Raw genomic sequence first — 15,499 nt, 5'->3', positions numbered from 1 at the left:
CCCCGGAGGTTACCGATGGGCGACGGTCGGCACGGTCACGACCGGAGCTTGTTGATCTGGTCGCGGACCACGGTGGCCATCGTCGCCGCCTTGTGCGGCTGGCCGCGCAGGTACGCCTCGGTGAAGTGCTTGGCCTGCTCGTAGTGGACCTTGCCGGGCATCGGCGGCTCGTTCGGGTTGACGTCGCAGTCGACGAGCGCCGGACCGGGGTACGCCAGCGCGGCCCGCACCGCACCGGCCAGGTCGCCGGCGCGGGTCACCTTGGCGCCGTACCCGCCGCAGGCCGTCGCCCAGGCGGCGAAGTCGGCCGTCGGCTGCTGATGCCGGACGGCGTACTCGGGATAGCCCAGGATGATCTGCTCCCAGAGGATCTGGCCGTACGAGTTGTTGTTGTTGATGATCACCTTGATCGGCAGCTCGTGCCGGGCGGCGGTGAGGAACTCGGCCATCAGCATCGCGAAGCCGCCGTCGCCGACGTAGGCGATCACCTGCCGGTCCGGGTACGCGTGCTGCATGGCGATCGCGTAGGGCAGACCCGGCGCCATGCTGGCCAGGGTGCCGGAGAGGTAGAACTCCCGGTCCCCACGGATCGTCCAGTGCCGGGCCGCCCAGGTCGAGATGGTGCCGGAGTCGCAGGTCAGGATCGCGTCGTCGGCGGCCAGGTCGTCCACGCAGCCGATCAGGTACTGCGGGGCTACCGGATCGCGGCGCGGGTCCTGCAGCGACGCCATCTCCGCCCGCCACCGTTCGCTGCCACGTTGGCACGCGGTCAGGAACGACCGGTCGGTACGCCACGGACCCAGCCGGGGCAGCAGCGCCCGCAGCGTCGACCGCGCGTCGCCGGTCACCGCCACGTCGACCGGCAGCCGCAGCCCGATCAGGCTCGGGTCGATGTCGATCTGCACCACCCGGGCCTGCCCCGGCGACGGCAGGTAGGACCCGTAGGGGAAGCAGGTGCCGACCATCAGCAGGGTGTCGCACTCGGCCATCAGCTCCTCGCTGGGCTTCGTGCCGAGCAGGCCGAGCCCACCGGTGGTCAGCGGGTGGTCGTCGGGTACCACCATCTTGCCGGGCAGGGTCTTCACGATCGGACTGGCCAGTGCCTCGGCGACGGCGAGGACCTCGTCGCGGGCGTCGCGGGCGCCGACCCCGACCAGCATCGCGACCTTGCGTCCGGCCCGCAGCACCTCGGCGGCCTGCACCACGTCCTCCTCCGCCGGGGGCAGCGCCGGGCGGGACAGCACGGTGCTGCTCCTCGGCGGCGCCCCGGGCGTGACGTTGCGGTACGGGTTCTGCGCCACCGGGGCGACCTGGATGTCGTTGGGGAAGGTCAGGTGCGCCACGGTCCGCTGGGCGTACGCGTGGCGGATCGCGATGTCCAGCACGCCCGGCATCTGCTGCGGGTTGGCGACCATCAGGTTGTACCCGGCGACGTCCTGGAAGAGCAGGTCGGTGTGGACCTCCTGCTGGTAGCGGGAGCCGAGCACCGAGGTCTCCTGCATGCCGGTGATGGCCAGCACGGGTACGTGGTCGAGCTTGGCGTCGTAGAGGCCGTTGAGCAGGTGGATCGCGCCGGGGCCGGAGGTGGCGACGCAGACGCCGAGCCGGCCGGTGGCCTTCGCGTAGCCGGTGGCCATGAACGCGGCCGCCTCCTCGTGGTGGACCAGCACGAACCGCAGCCGTTCGCGCTCCCGGCGGAAGCCCTCCATCAGTCCGTTGACGCCGTCGCCCGGCAGCCCGAACACGGTGTCGACGCCCCAGTCGACCAGCCGCCTGGCCAGGCTCTCTCCGACGATCTCCGGCATGACGACTCCTCGGCTGGGTCGGGTGGGCGGGCGGCGCTTCGGCTGCCGGCGGCTACCCGCTCGGTCCGCCGGCAAACCACCAGACGCGGTGTGGGCCGGGTCCCCGAACGTCCGGGGACCCGGCCCACACCGGTAAGGCGACCGCTCAGCTGTTCCAGTGCTCCTGCACCAGCTCGGCCGCGTCCTGCTCCCACTTGGCGTAGTGGTCGGGGAACGCCGAGACCTGCACCGTCTGGGCGGCCTCGGTCAGCGGCAGCTCTTCCCAGCCATCGACCTGCTTGAGCGCCTTGAGGAACGCGGTGGTTGCGTACTCGGGGTCGGTGATCTGCTCGACCGTGCCCCAACCCGACGACGGACGCTGCTGGAACAGGCCCTGCGAGTCGTGGTCGTTGCGGTCACCGAGGTGACCGAAGTTGGTGAGCGTCGACTCCTGCATTGCGGTCGCCACCGCGATCACGGCGGCCCGCTCGTCCAGGCCGTTGGCCTTGGTGGCCTCGATGATCGCCTTGGCGTTGGCCTGCTGCTCGTCGGTCCAGGCCACGTCCTGCTGGGCACCCTGGGTGCCGTGCGGGATCAGGGTCCGGGTCGACGGCTTCTCGACGGCGGCCGAGGTGACCGGCGCCGAGGTGCGGGCGGTGTCGTCCAGGGAGGCGGTGATGGCCGGGCCGGCGGTCACGCCACCGACGAACGCCACGCCCGCGATCCCGAGAGCGGCCTTGCGGACCTTGCTGTTCTGGTAGAAGGTCGTGGTGTTCATGAAGATCAAGTCCTTCCGATCGGGGGTACGGCACGCGGCGCGCGGGGGGCGCGGCCAGAACGTGCCGGCGCGCTCCAGGAAGGCGGAGCGCGACTTGGGGTACGCACGACCGGGCGCCGACACCAGCCAGCCCTGCGGGCGGGGCGTGGTCCTGCGGTCGTACGCCGGATGTAACGCCGCCGGCCCATCCCAGATTCCGGCAAAACGGACCGCCACCAAGTCGATCATGACCCGAGATCCGGACACACCCCGCGCGATGCGTCGATCCTGGCGCCAGGATGGCCCTCGGGCGGGCCCAGCCGGAGGGTCAGCCGCTGTAGGCGCGGTCGAAGGTGAACATGTGGGCACCGGGGGTCAACGGTGCCGGCTCGCGGGTCCGCCGGTGTAGGCCGACCCCGAAGTCCTCGGCCGGGTCGGAGAGCCAGCGCAGCGCGAAGCCGTGCCGGTCGAACCAGCCGCAGACCGTCGGCACCAGGTCGGGTGGCTCGCGGTGGCGGGTCCAGACCAGGAAACCGCCAGCCGCGGTCAGTGCGGCGCAGTGTCCGATGGTCCGCTCGATGTCCGCCTCGCTGATGTTGCCGAACACCCCGCACACCAGTACGAGATCGGCTGGCGCCAGGTCGGCGTAGTGATCGATGAGGGCCGCGTCGCCGACCCGTACCTCGACGCGGTCCAGCCCGGCCGCGTCGGCCAGTGCACGCGCCGCCGCCGCGTTACGCGGATCCAGCTCCACCAGGCGCGCGGTGACATCGGCACGCCGCGGGTGCGTCCGCAGGACGCCGATCAGGTCACGTCCCTGTCCGGCGCAGAGGCTCACCACCCGCAGCGGGCCGGGCGGCAACGCGTCCAACGCGTCCCGGACCCGGTCGGACACCACCGCCAGCCGGCGCGACAACACCGAGTCCGGGGCGTCATACGCCCGGTGCCAGTCCAGCCAGTCGCGATCCACCATGATGGTCGCCACGATAGGCGACGCTCAGGTACGCCGCAGCACCTGGTTGAGCTGTTGCTCCGCCTCGGCCAGCGCCTCGGCTGGGCTGGCCCGTCCGGTCAGCGCGTTGCTGATGTTCACCGAGACCACTTCGGACAGCTCCCGGTAGGCGGGCGTGATCGGGGGCACACTGGCCTGCTCGATCCCCCGGCGCAGCGCCTGGTGGTGGGGCAACGCCTCACGGACCAGGGGTTCGTCGTAGAGCGCGGCCAGGGTCGGGGTCAGTCCGCGCCCGGCGGCGAGCCGCTGCCCCTGCTCCGAGGTCAGCCAGTCCAGCGCCCGCAGCCCGCCAGCCGGGTTGTCCGAGTACGCCGGCAGCAGCAGGCTCATTCCGCCCAGCACTCCCCCACGTCCGCCACCGTCGAACGCCGGCAACGCGATGGCGTCCACGTTCGCGCCGATCGCCGGCGCGCCGCGGACCGAGGCCCAGGCGGATGCCCAGTCGCGGTGGAAGGTGGCCCGGCCGGCTTCGAACGCGCGGCGGGCCGGATCCTGGGTGTAGGTCTGCACGGCCCGGGGCGCCGCCCCGTCCCGGATTCCGTTTGTCAGCAGGCGCAGGGCGGCGAGGTTCTCCCGGGAGTCGACAAGCACCCGACGGCCGTCGTCGGAGAGGATCCGGCCGCCGCTGGCGTACGCGATCTCCAGGAAGTTGGTGGTCAGGCCCTCGCCCGGGGAGCCCTGGTAGACGATGCCGCCGGTGCGCGCCGCCTCGGCGTACACCTGTTGCCAGCTCTGTGGTCGCACCGGGACCTGATCGGTGCGGTAGTAGAGCAACCCGATGTCGGCGACGAAGGGCACCGCCCAGTCGCGGCCGTCGTAGTGCCCGCCGGCCAGCGTCGTCGGCAGATAACCCTCCCGGCGGCCGGCCAGGTAGGGACCGAGGTCGTAGACCCAGCGGTTGGCGGCGAGCTCGGCCACCCAGGTGATGTCCGCCCCGATCAGGTCGCACTCGGCCGACCTGGACCGCAGCCGGTCGACGAGCCGGTCGTGCCACAGGTCGGCGGCCCCGGGGAACTCGCGCAGTTCGAGCCGGTGCCCGGCGGCCGCCTCGGTGGTGTTGTACGAGTCCACAAGGGTCTGGAAGGCCCCCACGGTGTCCCGCCCGGTGCACCAGGTGACGGCGCCGGGTGGCGCGGTCCGCAGCGTGGACACCTCGACGGTACGGATGTTCGCGGCGCCGGCGACGGTTCGGCCGGGTAGGTCGCAGGCCGCGGTCGCCAGCAACGCCGTGACGGCGAGCAGCACCGGGCGGATTGTTTCGGAGGCCATCTTCATGGGCGGCCGGGACATGACATCCTCGCATCACGCCGCCGACCGGTGGCGAATCCAGCGACCGGCAGCGACTACAGCAAATGGATACTTCTCTCCGGAGAGGATAGTAGAAAAGCCAGAAACAATCTGTTTTTCCGCAAATCGGGCGGAATCGCCGGTCAGGCGACCGTTCCCGCCGCCAGCCGGCGGACGGCGAGTTCGGCCAGCAGGGCGGCGCCGTCGGCGAGCACCCCATCGTCGAACGCGGCCAGCGGCGAATGGTTGGGCGGCGCGGTGTCCGGGTCGTCGCCGACGCAGGCGCCGAGGAAGAAGTACGCACCCGGCACCCGATCGAGCACCCGGGAGAAATCCTCTGAGCCGGTCATCGGGTGCGGCATCTCCTGGAACCGGTCCGCGCCGAAGACCTCCTCGACGGTGGCGGCCACGAACTCGTGGTCGGCCGCGTGGTTCACCGTCGCCGGGTACTCGGTTTCGTAGCGCACCTCGACCCGCAGGCCGTACGCGGCGGCGATGCCCTCGCAGAGTTCGGTGGCCCGGACCCGGACCCGGTCGCTGACGGCGGTGGAGAAGGTGCGCACCGTCGCCTCGAAGGTCGCGTCGTCGGGGATGACGTTGCGCCGGGTCCCGGCCTGGAACACCCCGACCGTGATGACCACCGGCTCGAACGGGTCGAACCGGCGCCCGATCATGGTCTGCAGCGCGGTCACCATCTCGCACGCGGCCGGCACCGGGTCCAACGCGGTGTGCGGTCGCGAGCCGTGCCCGCCGGCGCCGACGACCCGCACGAACAGGCCGGCGGAGGCCGCCATCAGCGGCCCCGGCCGGGACGCGAACACCCCGCGCGGCACCATCGAGGAGAGCACGTGCAGCCCGTACGCGGCGTCCACCGGCCGGCCGGCGGCGGTGAGCACGCCCTCGTCGATCATGTGGCCGGCGCCGTTGTAGCCCTCCTCGCCGGGCTGGAACATGAAGACCACGTCGCCGGGCAGCTCCGCGCGGCGGGCCGACAGCAGCCGCGCCGCGCCGACCAGGCCGGCGGTGTGCAGGTCGTGCCCGCAGGCGTGCATCACTCCCGCGTGCCGGGAGGTGAACTCCAGGCCGGTGCGCTCGACGATCGGCAGCGCGTCCATGTCACCGCGCAGCAGCACCACCGGCCCGGGGCGGCCGCCCCGCAGCACCGCCGTCACCGACGAGAGCCCGGCACCGGTTGTCACCTCCAGCGGCAGCCCGGCGAGCGCGGCCAGCACCCGTTCCTGGGTGCGTGGCAGGTGCAGCCCGGTCTCCGGGATCTGGTGCAGCTCCCGCCGCAGCGCCGCCAACTCGCCCTGGATCGCCCCCGCCTCGGCCCGCAGACTCATCCGGCGATCGTAGTTCAGCCACGGCCCCGGGCCGGGCGGCCGGGCGTTGGTCCGACCGGCCCAGGGCCGTCGGAACTGGCCGGGCCCCGTTGCGGGCCCGGCCAGTTCAATGCTGCAGACGGTCAGCGGGTCCAGAGTTCCTGGACCAGCTCGGCGGCCTCCTGCTCCCACTTGGCGTAGTGGTACGGGTACGCCGACACCTGCACGGTCTGCGCCGCGCCGGTCAGCGGCATCTGCCGCCAGCCGTCGACCCGCTCCAGTGCCCGCAGGAACGCGGTGGTCGCGTACTCGGGGTCGGTGATCTGGGCGGGCGAGCCCCAGCCAGAGGAGGGGCGTTGCTGGAACAGGCCCTGCGAGTCGTGGTCGTTGCGGGCGCCCAGGTGGCCGAAGTTGTTGAGCGTGGACTCCTGCATCGCGGTGGCCACCGCCACCACCGCGGCCCGCTCGTCGAAGCCGAGCTTCTTGGTGGTGTCGACGATCGCCTCGGCGTTCGCGACCTGCTGGTCGTTCCAGTCGACCACCTGCTGCGGCCCCTGGGTGCCGTGCGGGATCAGGGCTTCCATGCTGGGCTTCTCCGCGGCGCGGGGCTGCTCCGCCTCCGGCCGCTCGGTGTCCGGGTCGGTCCGGTCGGCCGCCGACCGCGACGCCGACTGCTCGGCGGTGCGCTTTTCGGCGGGGTCGGCCGGCGCGGTCGCCGTCGGACCGGCACCGGGCTGGGCCGACTCCTGGGCGGCGTCCACCGCCGCCGGTGCCCCGATCACGAGGCCCAGCAGCACGACGGCCGCGGTGGTTCGTCCGGTGTCCTTCGCGATGGCGGGAAGCCATCGACTGAAGAGGGTGGTCTTCACGATGGTCGCCTTCCGTTGCGGGGGGCACGCTCCGGGGGCGGAGCGCGGCGCGCCCGGCAGGAGGTCCTGCTCGGGCGCACGGAAGGCATAACCTAGCCGGCCTATCGGACATTCCGTAGATGCCGGAAATCTAGTGTTCGGCGCCGGTCGCGTCAGGCGGTCATCCGCACCGCCGCGCCGGTGACGGTGATCCCCGTCTCACGACCCGGGCCGATGCCGACCAGGAGCCGGCTCGGTCTGCCCATCTCCTCGCCCTGCCGCAGCGCAACGGTGGCCGGCGGATCGACCAGGCCCAGCTCCCGCAGGTAGCCGCCGAGCGCCGCGGCCGCCGCGCCGGTGGCGGGGTCCTCGACCACCCCACCGGGCGGGAACGGGTTGCGGACGTGGAACACCGCGGCGGACTCACGCCACACCAGCTGGACGGTGGTCCAGTCGTGCCGGGCCATCAGCGCGCCGAGCGCCGCGAAGTCGTAGTCCAGCTCCGCCAGACGCCGCCGGGTCGCGGCCGCCAGCACCGGATGCCAGGCCCCGGCGTACGCGACCCTCGGCGGCAGGGCCGGGTCCAGCTCGGCCGCCGTCCAGCCCAGGGCGGCGAGCAGCGCGGCCAGGTCCGTGGCCGAGATCTCCCGGGTACGCGGGGTGACACTGACCAGCGTGGCGGTGCTCGCGCCGTCCGGCGCGGTCTCGGTGGCAACCTCGATGGTGCCCGCCTTCGTCTCGAACGTCAGCTGGCCGGCGCCGTGCCGTTCGGCGTAGGCGACGGCGGAGGCGATTGTCGCGTGCCCGCAGAACGGCACCGCCAGCGGGCTGAATTGACATCCTCTCCGCCCTAAAGGACGGAGATTCCCTCCACGCTGCGCGTGGAACACGCGGCGTCTGGGTGGGTTACCGCTTCCTTGCGCGCCGCCGGGACGAGTCCCGGTCTTACGTGCGCTCCACGGTCGTTGAAGTCCGCCTGCCCGGCGGCCTTGATGTTGATGGCGGCGTTGATGTCCCGGTCGTGGTGACTGCCGCACGGGCAGTCCCACTCCCGGACGTTCAGCGCCATCTGGTCGGTGATCCGGCCGCAGTCGCAGCACATCCGGGTGGACGGGAAGAACCGGTCCACCCGGGCGAACGCGCGCCCGTACCGCGCGGCCTTGTACTCCAGCATGCCGGTGAAACTGGCCCAGCCCGCGTCGTGCACGGACTTCGCGAGCCGGGTCCGGCCGAGACCGACCACGCACAGGTCCTCGACGTACACCGCTTGGTTCTCGCGGATGATCGCCGTGGTCAGTTTGTGCTGCCAGTCCCGCCGGGTGTCGGCTACCCGCGCGTGAGCGCGGGCCACCTCGATCACGGCTTTCTCGCGGCGGTTGCTGCCCTTCTGCTTGCGTGAGAGGGCCTGCTGCAACCGCTTGAGCTTGCGGGCCGCGCGGCGCAGGAACTTCGGTGCGGTCACCTTCGTCCCGTCGGACATGACCGCGAAGTGGGTCAGGCCCAGATCGATGCCGATCTCGGAGTCGACCGGCGGCAGCGTCTCGTCCTCGCCGATCCGCACGACGAACGAGGCGAAGTACCGGCCTGCTGTGTCCTTGATCACGGTGACCGAGGTGGGATCCGACGGCAGGCTGCGCGACCAGCGCACCGGAATGTCGCCGATCTTCGGCAGCCGCAGGCGGCCGTTGTCGCAGACCTTGAACCGGGAGTTGTTCGTGAACCGGATCGCCTGCCGGTTGTCCTTGCGGGACCGGTACCGGGGCGGGGCCACCTTGCGGCCCCGGCGTTTGCCGGACAGCGAGTTGAAGAAGTTGCGGTACGCGGTGTTCAGATCGGCGAGGGCCTGCTGCAACACCACGGCCGACACCTCGCCCAGCCAGGCCCGGTCCTCGCTGGCCTTGGCCGCTGTGATGACCAACTTCGACAGGTCGCCGTCGGAGATGTACTTCTCGCCCGCCTCGCGGGCCTGCTGACGCAGCCTGAGTCCGTCGTTGAAAACCACCCGGGCACACCCGAACGCCTGCGCCAGCGCGGTGCGCTGGGCGGCGTCCGGGGTGATCCGGTAGTTGTAACGGAGCTGCACGATCAGCACTGTATCATGTTGGTTTATGGTCGAACTTCAAGGCGTCCGCACCGGCAGGCACTGCATTTTCGCGATGCATGTCCACTTGGTTTTCGTGACGAAGTTCCGGCACAAGGTGTTCGCCGACCGACACTTGACCCGGATGGAGGCGATCATGCGAGACGTGTGCGCCGACTTCGAAGCCGAACTGGTCGAGTTCAACGGCGAGAACAACCACGTCCACCTGCTGGTCAACTTCCCGCCCAAGGTCGCCGTGGCCAGGCTGGTCAACAGCCTCAAGGGGGTCTCCTCGCGCCGCTTGAGGCAGGAATTCCCCGACCTGGTGCGCCACTACTACCGGGCCAACAAGCTCTGGTCCGGCTCGTACTTTGCCGGGTCTGTCGGCGGCGCACCGCTGAGCGTCATCAAGCAGTACATCGAGCAGCAGAACCGTCCCGGTTAAGGCACTGCTCGGGCCTAGCCGCCCTCCCAGCCCGGGCCTTCACCCCCGGCCTGAAGGCCGGAGCACTGGCCCGCATCCCGGTAGCGGACCTGGAACCGGTTGTCGCCCAGGGCGGCGAGAAAGGCCGTCTCCGAGTAACCGACCTCGGCCGCCAACCGGAGCATCTCCGCCTCCTCGAGGCCGCCCGCCGCCAGCACCACCCCCGCCGGATTGCCGCCGGCCGGATCGTCGCTGAAGGCGCTGTACCGAAGGATTTCCACGCACCGAGGGTAGAACCCGAACCTCCGCACCCCGAGGGCCACTTCCGCACCGGTGGCGCCCTCCGCAGTCGACCACGAGGTGAACCTCAGTTACCCTAAAACCGCGCCGTAGGGTACCTGTTGTTCACCTCGTGCATCCAGAAAAGGGGCCGGCTCCGGAGAGCCAGCCCCTTTCCGTGGTCTTCTTAGCTGTTCCAGTGTTCGGCGACCAGGTCGGCTGCCGCCTGCTCCCACTTGGCGTAGTGGTCCGGGAACGCCGACACCTGCACGGTCTGCGCGGCGGCGGTCAGCGGCATCTGCTCCCAGCCGTCGACCTGCTTGAGCGCCTTCAGGAACGCGGTCGTGGCGTACTCAGGATCGGTGATCTGCTCCACCGAACCCCAACCCGAACTCGGGCGCTGCTGGAACAGGCCCTGCGAGTCATGGTCGTTACGGTCACCCAGGTGACCGAAGTTGTTCAACGTCGACTCCTGCATCGCGGTAGCAACCGCGATCACGGCAGCCCGCTCGTCCATCCCGTTGGCCTTGGTGCCCTCGATGATGGCCTTCGCGTTACCAACCTGCTCGTCATTCCACTCGACAGACTGCTGAGCACCCTGCACACCGTTCGGGATCAGCTTCGCGGTGTCCGGCTTGTCCGCGGCCACCGCGGCGACCGGCGCCATCGAACGGGCACCCTCATCCAGCGCGGCCGTCACAGCCGGGCCGGCGGTCACGCCACCGACGAACGCCAGACCAGCAACACCCAGCGCAACCTTACGGACCTTGCTGTTCTCGAAGATGTTCGTGTTCATGAAGATCAAGTCCTTCCGATCGGGGGTCAGCACCCACGCGTCCGGGGGAGGACACGAAAGATGCCGGCGCGCACCAGGAAGGCGGCACACGACTTAAGGGGGACGCACGACCGGGCCAGCCACCAGCCCGCGAGGGCGGGGCCACGGTCCTGCGGTCGTACGCCGGGTGTAACGCCCCGACCCCATCCCAGATTCCGGCAAAACGGACCGCCACTAAGTCGATCATGAGCCGAAATCCGGACATTCGCGCCGGACGGGACGCGGCGTGCAAGCGACCAGCCGGCCGGGGCCGGCCAGCCGAGCCCGTCGGTCGGGAGCCGATCAGTCGTGGAGCTGGGCGACCTGGCGCATCTTGTTCACCGCGTCGAGGGCCGCGACCTTATACGCGACCGCCAGCGTCGGGAAGTTGAAGACCGCGTCGACCAGGTAGTCCACCCCGCCGCCGCAGCCCATCACGGCCTGACCGATATGCACCAGTTCGGTGGCGCCGGTGCCGAAGATGTGGACGCCGAGGAGCTGCTTGGTCTCCGGCGAGACGAGCAGCTTCAGCATGCCGTAGGAGTCGCCGATGATCTGGCCCCGGGCCAGCTCCCGGTAGCGGGAGATGCCGACCTCGAACGGGATGCTGGCCTCGGTGAGCTCGTCCTCGGTCCGGCCGACGAAGCTGATCTCGGGGATCGTGTAGATGCCGATCGGCTGGTTCTCCGGCATCGCCCGCACCGGTTCACCGCAGGCGTCGTACGCGGCCAGCCGTCCCTGCTCCATCGACGTCGACGCCAGGGCCGGAAAGCCGATCACGTCGCCGACCGCGTAGATGTGCGGAACCGCGGTCCGGAACCGGTCATCCACCTTGATCCGGCCCCGCTCGTCCGCGCTCAGCCCGGCCCGCTCCAGGTCCAGCGCGCCGCCGAGGCCCTGCCGACCCGCCGAGTACATGACGGTGTCGGCGGCGATCCGCTTCCCGCTGGCCAGCACCGCGATCGCGCCCCGGGCGTGCCGCTCCACCGACGCCACCGCCTCGCCGAACCGGAACGTCACCGCCAGGTCACGCAGGTGGTATTTCAGTGCCTCGACGATCTCCAGGTCGCAGAACTCGAGCATCCGGTCGCGCCGCTCCACCACCGTCACTTTGGTGCCCAGGGCCGCGAACATCGAGGCGTACTCGATGCCGATGACGCCCGCGCCGACCACCACCATCGAGCGCGGAACCCGCTCCAGGCTGAGGATGCCGTCCGAGTCGATGATCGTCTTCTCGTCGAAGTCGACGCTGCCGGGCCGGGCCGGGCGGGTGCCGACCGCGATCACGATCTTGTCAGCGGTCACCTTCGACTCGTGCCCGCCGGCGTCGGTGACGACCACGGTGTGCGGGTCGTCGAACCGGCCGGTACCGGTCAGCAGCTTCACCCGGTTGCGGGCGAACTGGCTGCGGATCACGTCCACCTCGCGGCCGATCACGTGCTGCGTCCGGTCGGCGAGATCGGCCACCGTGATGTCGTCCTTGAGCCGGTAGCTCTGGCCGTACATCTCCCGCTGGTTCATCCCGGTGAGGTAGAGGACGGCCTCCCGCAGCGTCTTCGAGGGAATCGTCCCCGTGTTGATGCAGACCCCGCCGACCATGTTCGCGCGCTCGACGACGGCGACCCGCCGACCGAGCTTCGCCGCCGCGAAGGCGGCCCGTTGGCCGCCGGGACCCGAACCGATGATGAGGAGGTCGTAGTCATGCACCCGCCCAGTCTCGCAGCATCGGGTTACCAACGCGCAACATGAAAGGTTCGAGCTTCCGACCCGGGTGCCGGTACCGGGCCGACGGCCGGACGTGATGCAATGAGGCCACCGGCGGGGACCGCTACCCGTTCGTCAGTGCGGGCGGTGTAAACGGGGCGTTCCCGGCCAAGTCCGGGAAGGTGCGCGATGACCTCTTCCTCCGTCCCACCGCGTCCCGCCCTTCCCGGATCCGGCTCCCCGGTCCACGACCTGACGGTGCTGGGCAGCACCGACACCCACGGCTTCGTCTACAACTGGGACTACTACCGCGACGCCGAGTACGACGACCCGGCGGGCAACGACGTCGGGCTGGCCAAGCTGGCCACCCTCATCCACCGGGTCCGCGCCGAACGAGGCGACCGGCCCACCCTGGTCCTGGACGCGGGCGACACCATCCAGGGCACTCCACTCACGACGTACTACGCCAGGCAGGAGCCGATCACCAGCACCGGGCAGACCCACCCGGTCGCCCGGGCGATGAACCTCATCGGCTACGACGCGGTGGTGCTGGGCAATCACGAGTTCAACTACGGGCTGCCCCTGCTGGAGCACTGGATCCGGCAACTCGACTGCCCGGCCCTGGCCGCCAACGCCGTCCACCACGACAGCGGCGAGCCGGCCTACCAGCCGTACCAGATGACGCGGTTCGCGCCCGGACCGGGCCTGCCGGAGCTGGTGGTCGGCATCCTCGGTCTGACCAATCCGGGCACCGCCATCTGGGACCGGGCGGTGGTCGAGGGCCGGCTGCGGTTCGAGGACATGGTCGCCTGCGCACACCGGTGGGTGCCGGTGATCCGCGCGGCCGGCGCGCACGTCGTGCTGGTCAGTGCGCACGGTGGCGACAGCGGCGCGTCCAGCTACGGACCCGAGATGCCGAACGAGAATCCGACCGCGTTCATCGCCGAGCAGGTGCCCGGCATCGACGCGATCCTGTTCGGGCACGCGCACCAGGAGGTGCCGCAGCGGTTCGTCACCAACCGGGTGACCGGTGACCGGGTGCTGCTCTGCGAGCCGTCGTACTGGGGTCAGCGGCTGGCCCGGATCGACCTGTCCCTGGTGACCGACGGCACCGGCTGGCGGGTGGCGGGCGCCCGCTCCGCGCTGCTGAACACCAACACCGTCGCCGAGGACCCGGCGGTGTTGGCGGCGGTACGCCCCCAACACGCCAGGACCGTCGACTACGTCAACCGGGTGGTCGCCACGTCGGTGGTGGAGATGTCGGCGGCCGAGTCGCGGTACCGGGACACGCCGATCCTGAGCTACGTCAACGAGGTGCAGGCCGACGCGGTCCGCACGGCGCTGGCCGGCACCGCGTACGGCGGCCTGCCGGTGCTGTCGGTGACGCCGCCGTTCCGGCGCACCGCGGTCTTTCCGGCCGGCGACGTACGGATCAAGGACGTCGCCGGGCTCTACATCTTCGACAACACCCTGGAGGCGGTGCTGCTCGACGGTCGGGAGGTGGCCGCCCACCTGGAGCGGTCCGCCCGCTACTTCCGGCGGTTCGCGCCGCAGGAGCCGGTCGACCCGGCCCGGATCAGCGACCCGCGGGTGCCGGACCACAACTACGACATCATGTCCGGCGTCGACTACGACATCGACATCAGCCGGCCGGTCGGGGACCGGATCACCCGGCTGACCCACGCCGGTACGGACCAGCCGGTCGTTGCGACCGACCGGTTCGTGGTGGCCGTGAACAGCTACCGGCGGGCCGGCGGCGGCAACTTCCCGGCCGTGGTCCGGCCGGCGATCCACCACGACCACCGGGAGATCCGGCAGCTGCTGATCGACTGGGCGCAGCGCCGCGGCAAGATCGACCCGGCCGACTTCTACCGGCAGAACTGGCGGCTGGTCCGCGCCGGGGTGCCGGTCTTCTGAACCGGCCCGGCAACACAGGCCGGCCCGGCACCACAGGCCAGCCCGGCAGCCGGAAGGTCGCCGGCAGCTCGACCACCCGGGCTCAGCGCAGGAGCGCCAGCGCCGCGCGGACCGGCATCCGCTCCACGGCGTCGGCGAAGGTGGCCCGACCCTGGCAGAAGGCGGCGAACATCCGCCAACCGGGCGGCGTGGCGAGCAGGGCGTGGAAGGCGCCCGGCCGGCGGGAGAAGACCGACAGCAGCCGCCTGCCGGCCCGCATCGACGCGCCGAACTCCCGCTCGATCGCCGCCGGGTAGCCGGCCAGGTCGCCGCCGGCCGCCGCCGCGCCCGCCAGCGCCCCGGAGCGCAGCGCGTAGCTGATCCCCTCCCGGGTCAGCGGCTCCAGCAGGCCGGCGGCGTCGCCGGCGACCAGCACCCGGCCGTGCCGCAGCGGCGAGGTCGCCGACCGGCAGCGGGTCAGGTGTCCGGAGTCGTGCACCGGCGGCAGCCCGCCGAGCCCCAGCCGGTCGACGAACGCGTCCAGGTAGCGGCGGGTCTCCTCGCCCCGGCCGCGGGCGGCGATGACCCCGACGGTGAGCACGTCCCGCTTCGGGAAGACCCAGCCGTACGAGCCGGGGATCGGCCCCCAGTCCAGCAGCACCCGCCCGCGCCACTGCCGCGACATCGGCTCGTCGACCGGGAGCTCCACCTCCAACCCGAGATCCACCTGGTCGTAGGTCACCCCGACGTGCCGGGAGCTGGGCGCTGTGGAGCCCTCGGCGCCGACAGCGACCCGGGCCACCAGCGTCGTGCCGTCGGCCAGCCGCAGGCGTACCCGATCGGGGTCCTGGTCGATCGCGCGGACGGTGACCCGCTGCCGGATCTCGGCGCCGGCGGCGACGGCCGCGGCCCGCAGCCGGTCGTCGAACTCCGCACGTCGCACCATCGCCAGCAGCGGACGGTGCCGGCGACCGCGGGTGAACTCGCGCCGCCCACCCCGACTGAAGGTGATCCGGTCCACCTGGTCCTCGGCCGGGACCTCGATCCGGCCGGCCAGCGCCTGTACCGAGGTGCCGATCAGGCCACCCCCGCAGGTCTTGTAGCGCGGGTGTTCCGCCTTCTCCAGGACGAGGGTGCGCGCCCCGGCCCGGGCCGCCGCGTAGGCGGCGGAGAGCCCGGCCGGTCCGGCTCCGACAACGACGACATCGGGGTCGGTCACCGCCACAGCGTAGGGCAGTGCCGCATCCACCAGTTGCAGGCATCATCGCGCCGGGCGCGGGTAAGCGCAGCGC

At 71.3% G+C, this 15,499-nt stretch carries 12 protein-coding genes and 2 pseudogenes; 2 read left to right on the top strand and 12 right to left on the bottom strand.

Going from position 1 to position 15,499, the window contains the following annotated elements:
* Positions 1 to 35: 35 nt before the first annotated feature.
* The 8 genes and pseudogenes from O7627_RS16945 to O7627_RS16910 all read right to left on the bottom strand — a co-directional run bounded on the left by O7627_RS16945 (position 36) and on the right by O7627_RS16910 (position 9,102).
* Positions 36 to 1,805, bottom strand: a complete 1,770-nt coding sequence (locus O7627_RS16945) for a thiamine pyrophosphate-dependent enzyme (protein WP_278094487.1) — start codon at positions 1,803 to 1,805, stop codon at positions 36 to 38.
* A gap of 145 nt (positions 1,806 to 1,950) precedes the next feature.
* On the bottom strand, positions 1,951 to 2,562 hold the full coding sequence (locus tag O7627_RS16940) for a hypothetical protein (protein WP_278094486.1): 612 nt from the start codon (positions 2,560 to 2,562) through the stop codon (positions 1,951 to 1,953).
* Between the two features lie 307 nt (positions 2,563 to 2,869).
* The gene (locus tag O7627_RS16935; protein WP_278094485.1) at positions 2,870 to 3,514 is read right to left on the bottom strand and encodes a class I SAM-dependent methyltransferase; all 645 of its coding nucleotides are present in this window, start codon (positions 3,512 to 3,514) and stop codon (positions 2,870 to 2,872) included.
* 24 nt (positions 3,515 to 3,538) lie between these two features.
* Positions 3,539 to 4,843, bottom strand: a complete 1,305-nt coding sequence (locus O7627_RS16930) for an extracellular solute-binding protein (protein WP_278094484.1) — start codon at positions 4,841 to 4,843, stop codon at positions 3,539 to 3,541.
* A 140-nt stretch (positions 4,844 to 4,983) separates the two neighbouring features.
* Positions 4,984 to 6,183 carry a M20 family metallopeptidase gene (locus tag O7627_RS16925; protein ID WP_278094483.1) on the bottom strand — a complete coding sequence of 400 codons (1,200 nt, stop codon included), beginning with the start codon at positions 6,181 to 6,183 and terminating at the stop codon, positions 4,984 to 4,986.
* 122 nt (positions 6,184 to 6,305) lie between these two features.
* Positions 6,306 to 7,031: a hypothetical protein gene (locus O7627_RS16920; protein ID WP_278094482.1), complete on the bottom strand. Its 726-nt coding sequence runs from the start codon at positions 7,029 to 7,031 to the stop codon at positions 6,306 to 6,308.
* A gap of 152 nt (positions 7,032 to 7,183) precedes the next feature.
* A pseudogene (locus tag O7627_RS16915) lies at positions 7,184 to 7,843 on the bottom strand (PhzF family phenazine biosynthesis isomerase); the annotation flags it as partial.
* A gap of 17 nt (positions 7,844 to 7,860) precedes the next feature.
* Complete coding sequence (locus O7627_RS16910; RefSeq protein ID WP_278094481.1) at positions 7,861 to 9,102, bottom strand: transposase; 1,242 nt, start codon at positions 9,100 to 9,102, stop codon at positions 7,861 to 7,863.
* Positions 9,103 to 9,118: 16 nt separating this feature from the next.
* Here O7627_RS16910 and tnpA point away from each other — a divergent pair, with 16 nt between their 5' ends.
* Positions 9,119 to 9,535, top strand: coding sequence for an IS200/IS605 family transposase (tnpA, locus tag O7627_RS16905; RefSeq protein WP_278094480.1), 417 nt, complete (start codon positions 9,119 to 9,121; stop codon positions 9,533 to 9,535).
* An 80-nt stretch (positions 9,536 to 9,615) separates the two neighbouring features.
* On the opposite strand, the pseudogene O7627_RS16900 reads toward tnpA, so the two are convergent.
* The 3 genes and pseudogenes from O7627_RS16900 to sthA form a co-directional block, all read right to left on the bottom strand.
* Positions 9,616 to 9,795, bottom strand: a pseudogene (locus tag O7627_RS16900) (PhzF family phenazine biosynthesis protein); the annotation flags it as partial.
* Positions 9,796 to 9,980: 185 nt separating this feature from the next.
* Positions 9,981 to 10,589: a hypothetical protein gene (locus O7627_RS16895; RefSeq protein WP_278098301.1), complete on the bottom strand. Its 609-nt coding sequence runs from the start codon at positions 10,587 to 10,589 to the stop codon at positions 9,981 to 9,983.
* A 321-nt stretch (positions 10,590 to 10,910) separates the two neighbouring features.
* Positions 10,911 to 12,314, bottom strand: coding sequence for a Si-specific NAD(P)(+) transhydrogenase (gene sthA / locus O7627_RS16890; RefSeq protein ID WP_278094479.1), 1,404 nt, complete (start codon positions 12,312 to 12,314; stop codon positions 10,911 to 10,913).
* Positions 12,315 to 12,500: 186 nt separating this feature from the next.
* On the opposite strand from sthA, the gene O7627_RS16885 reads away from it, so the two are divergent.
* Positions 12,501 to 14,228 carry a 5'-nucleotidase C-terminal domain-containing protein gene (locus O7627_RS16885; protein ID WP_278094478.1) on the top strand — a complete coding sequence of 576 codons (1,728 nt, stop codon included), beginning with the start codon at positions 12,501 to 12,503 and terminating at the stop codon, positions 14,226 to 14,228.
* Positions 14,229 to 14,310: 82 nt separating this feature from the next.
* On the opposite strand, the gene O7627_RS16880 is transcribed toward O7627_RS16885, so the two are convergent.
* Positions 14,311 to 15,426, bottom strand: a complete 1,116-nt coding sequence (locus tag O7627_RS16880; RefSeq protein WP_278094477.1) for a geranylgeranyl reductase family protein — start codon at positions 15,424 to 15,426, stop codon at positions 14,311 to 14,313.
* Positions 15,427 to 15,499 lie beyond the last annotated feature (73 nt).

Source organism: Solwaraspora sp. WMMD1047 (assembly GCF_029626155.1).
In the GTDB taxonomy this organism is placed as follows: Bacteria; Actinomycetota; Actinomycetes; order Mycobacteriales; family Micromonosporaceae; genus WMMD1047.
Note: the sequence above shows the minus strand (reverse complement) of the source record. Positions and strands in the feature narration are given on the sequence as shown.

What these genes read in the sequence shown, in the direction of transcription:
- O7627_RS16945 (WP_278094487.1), bottom strand. Translation starts at nt 1,805, where the DNA reads ATGCCGGAGATCGTCGGAGAGAGCCTGGCCAGGCGGCTGGTCGACTGG.
- O7627_RS16940 (WP_278094486.1), bottom strand. Translation starts at nt 2,562, where the DNA reads ATGAACACCACGACCTTCTACCAGAACAGCAAGGTCCGCAAGGCCGCT.
- O7627_RS16935 (WP_278094485.1), bottom strand. Translation starts at nt 3,514, where the DNA reads ATGGTGGATCGCGACTGGCTGGACTGGCACCGGGCGTATGACGCCCCG.
- O7627_RS16930 (WP_278094484.1), bottom strand. Translation starts at nt 4,843, where the DNA reads ATGTCCCGGCCGCCCATGAAGATGGCCTCCGAAACAATCCGCCCGGTG.
- O7627_RS16925 (WP_278094483.1), bottom strand. Translation starts at nt 6,183, where the DNA reads ATGAGTCTGCGGGCCGAGGCGGGGGCGATCCAGGGCGAGTTGGCGGCG.
- tnpA (WP_278094480.1), top strand. Translation starts at nt 9,119, where the DNA reads ATGGTCGAACTTCAAGGCGTCCGCACCGGCAGGCACTGCATTTTCGCG.
- O7627_RS16895 (WP_278098301.1), bottom strand. Translation starts at nt 10,589, where the DNA reads ATGAACACGAACATCTTCGAGAACAGCAAGGTCCGTAAGGTTGCGCTG.
- O7627_RS16885 (WP_278094478.1), top strand. Translation starts at nt 12,501, where the DNA reads ATGACCTCTTCCTCCGTCCCACCGCGTCCCGCCCTTCCCGGATCCGGC.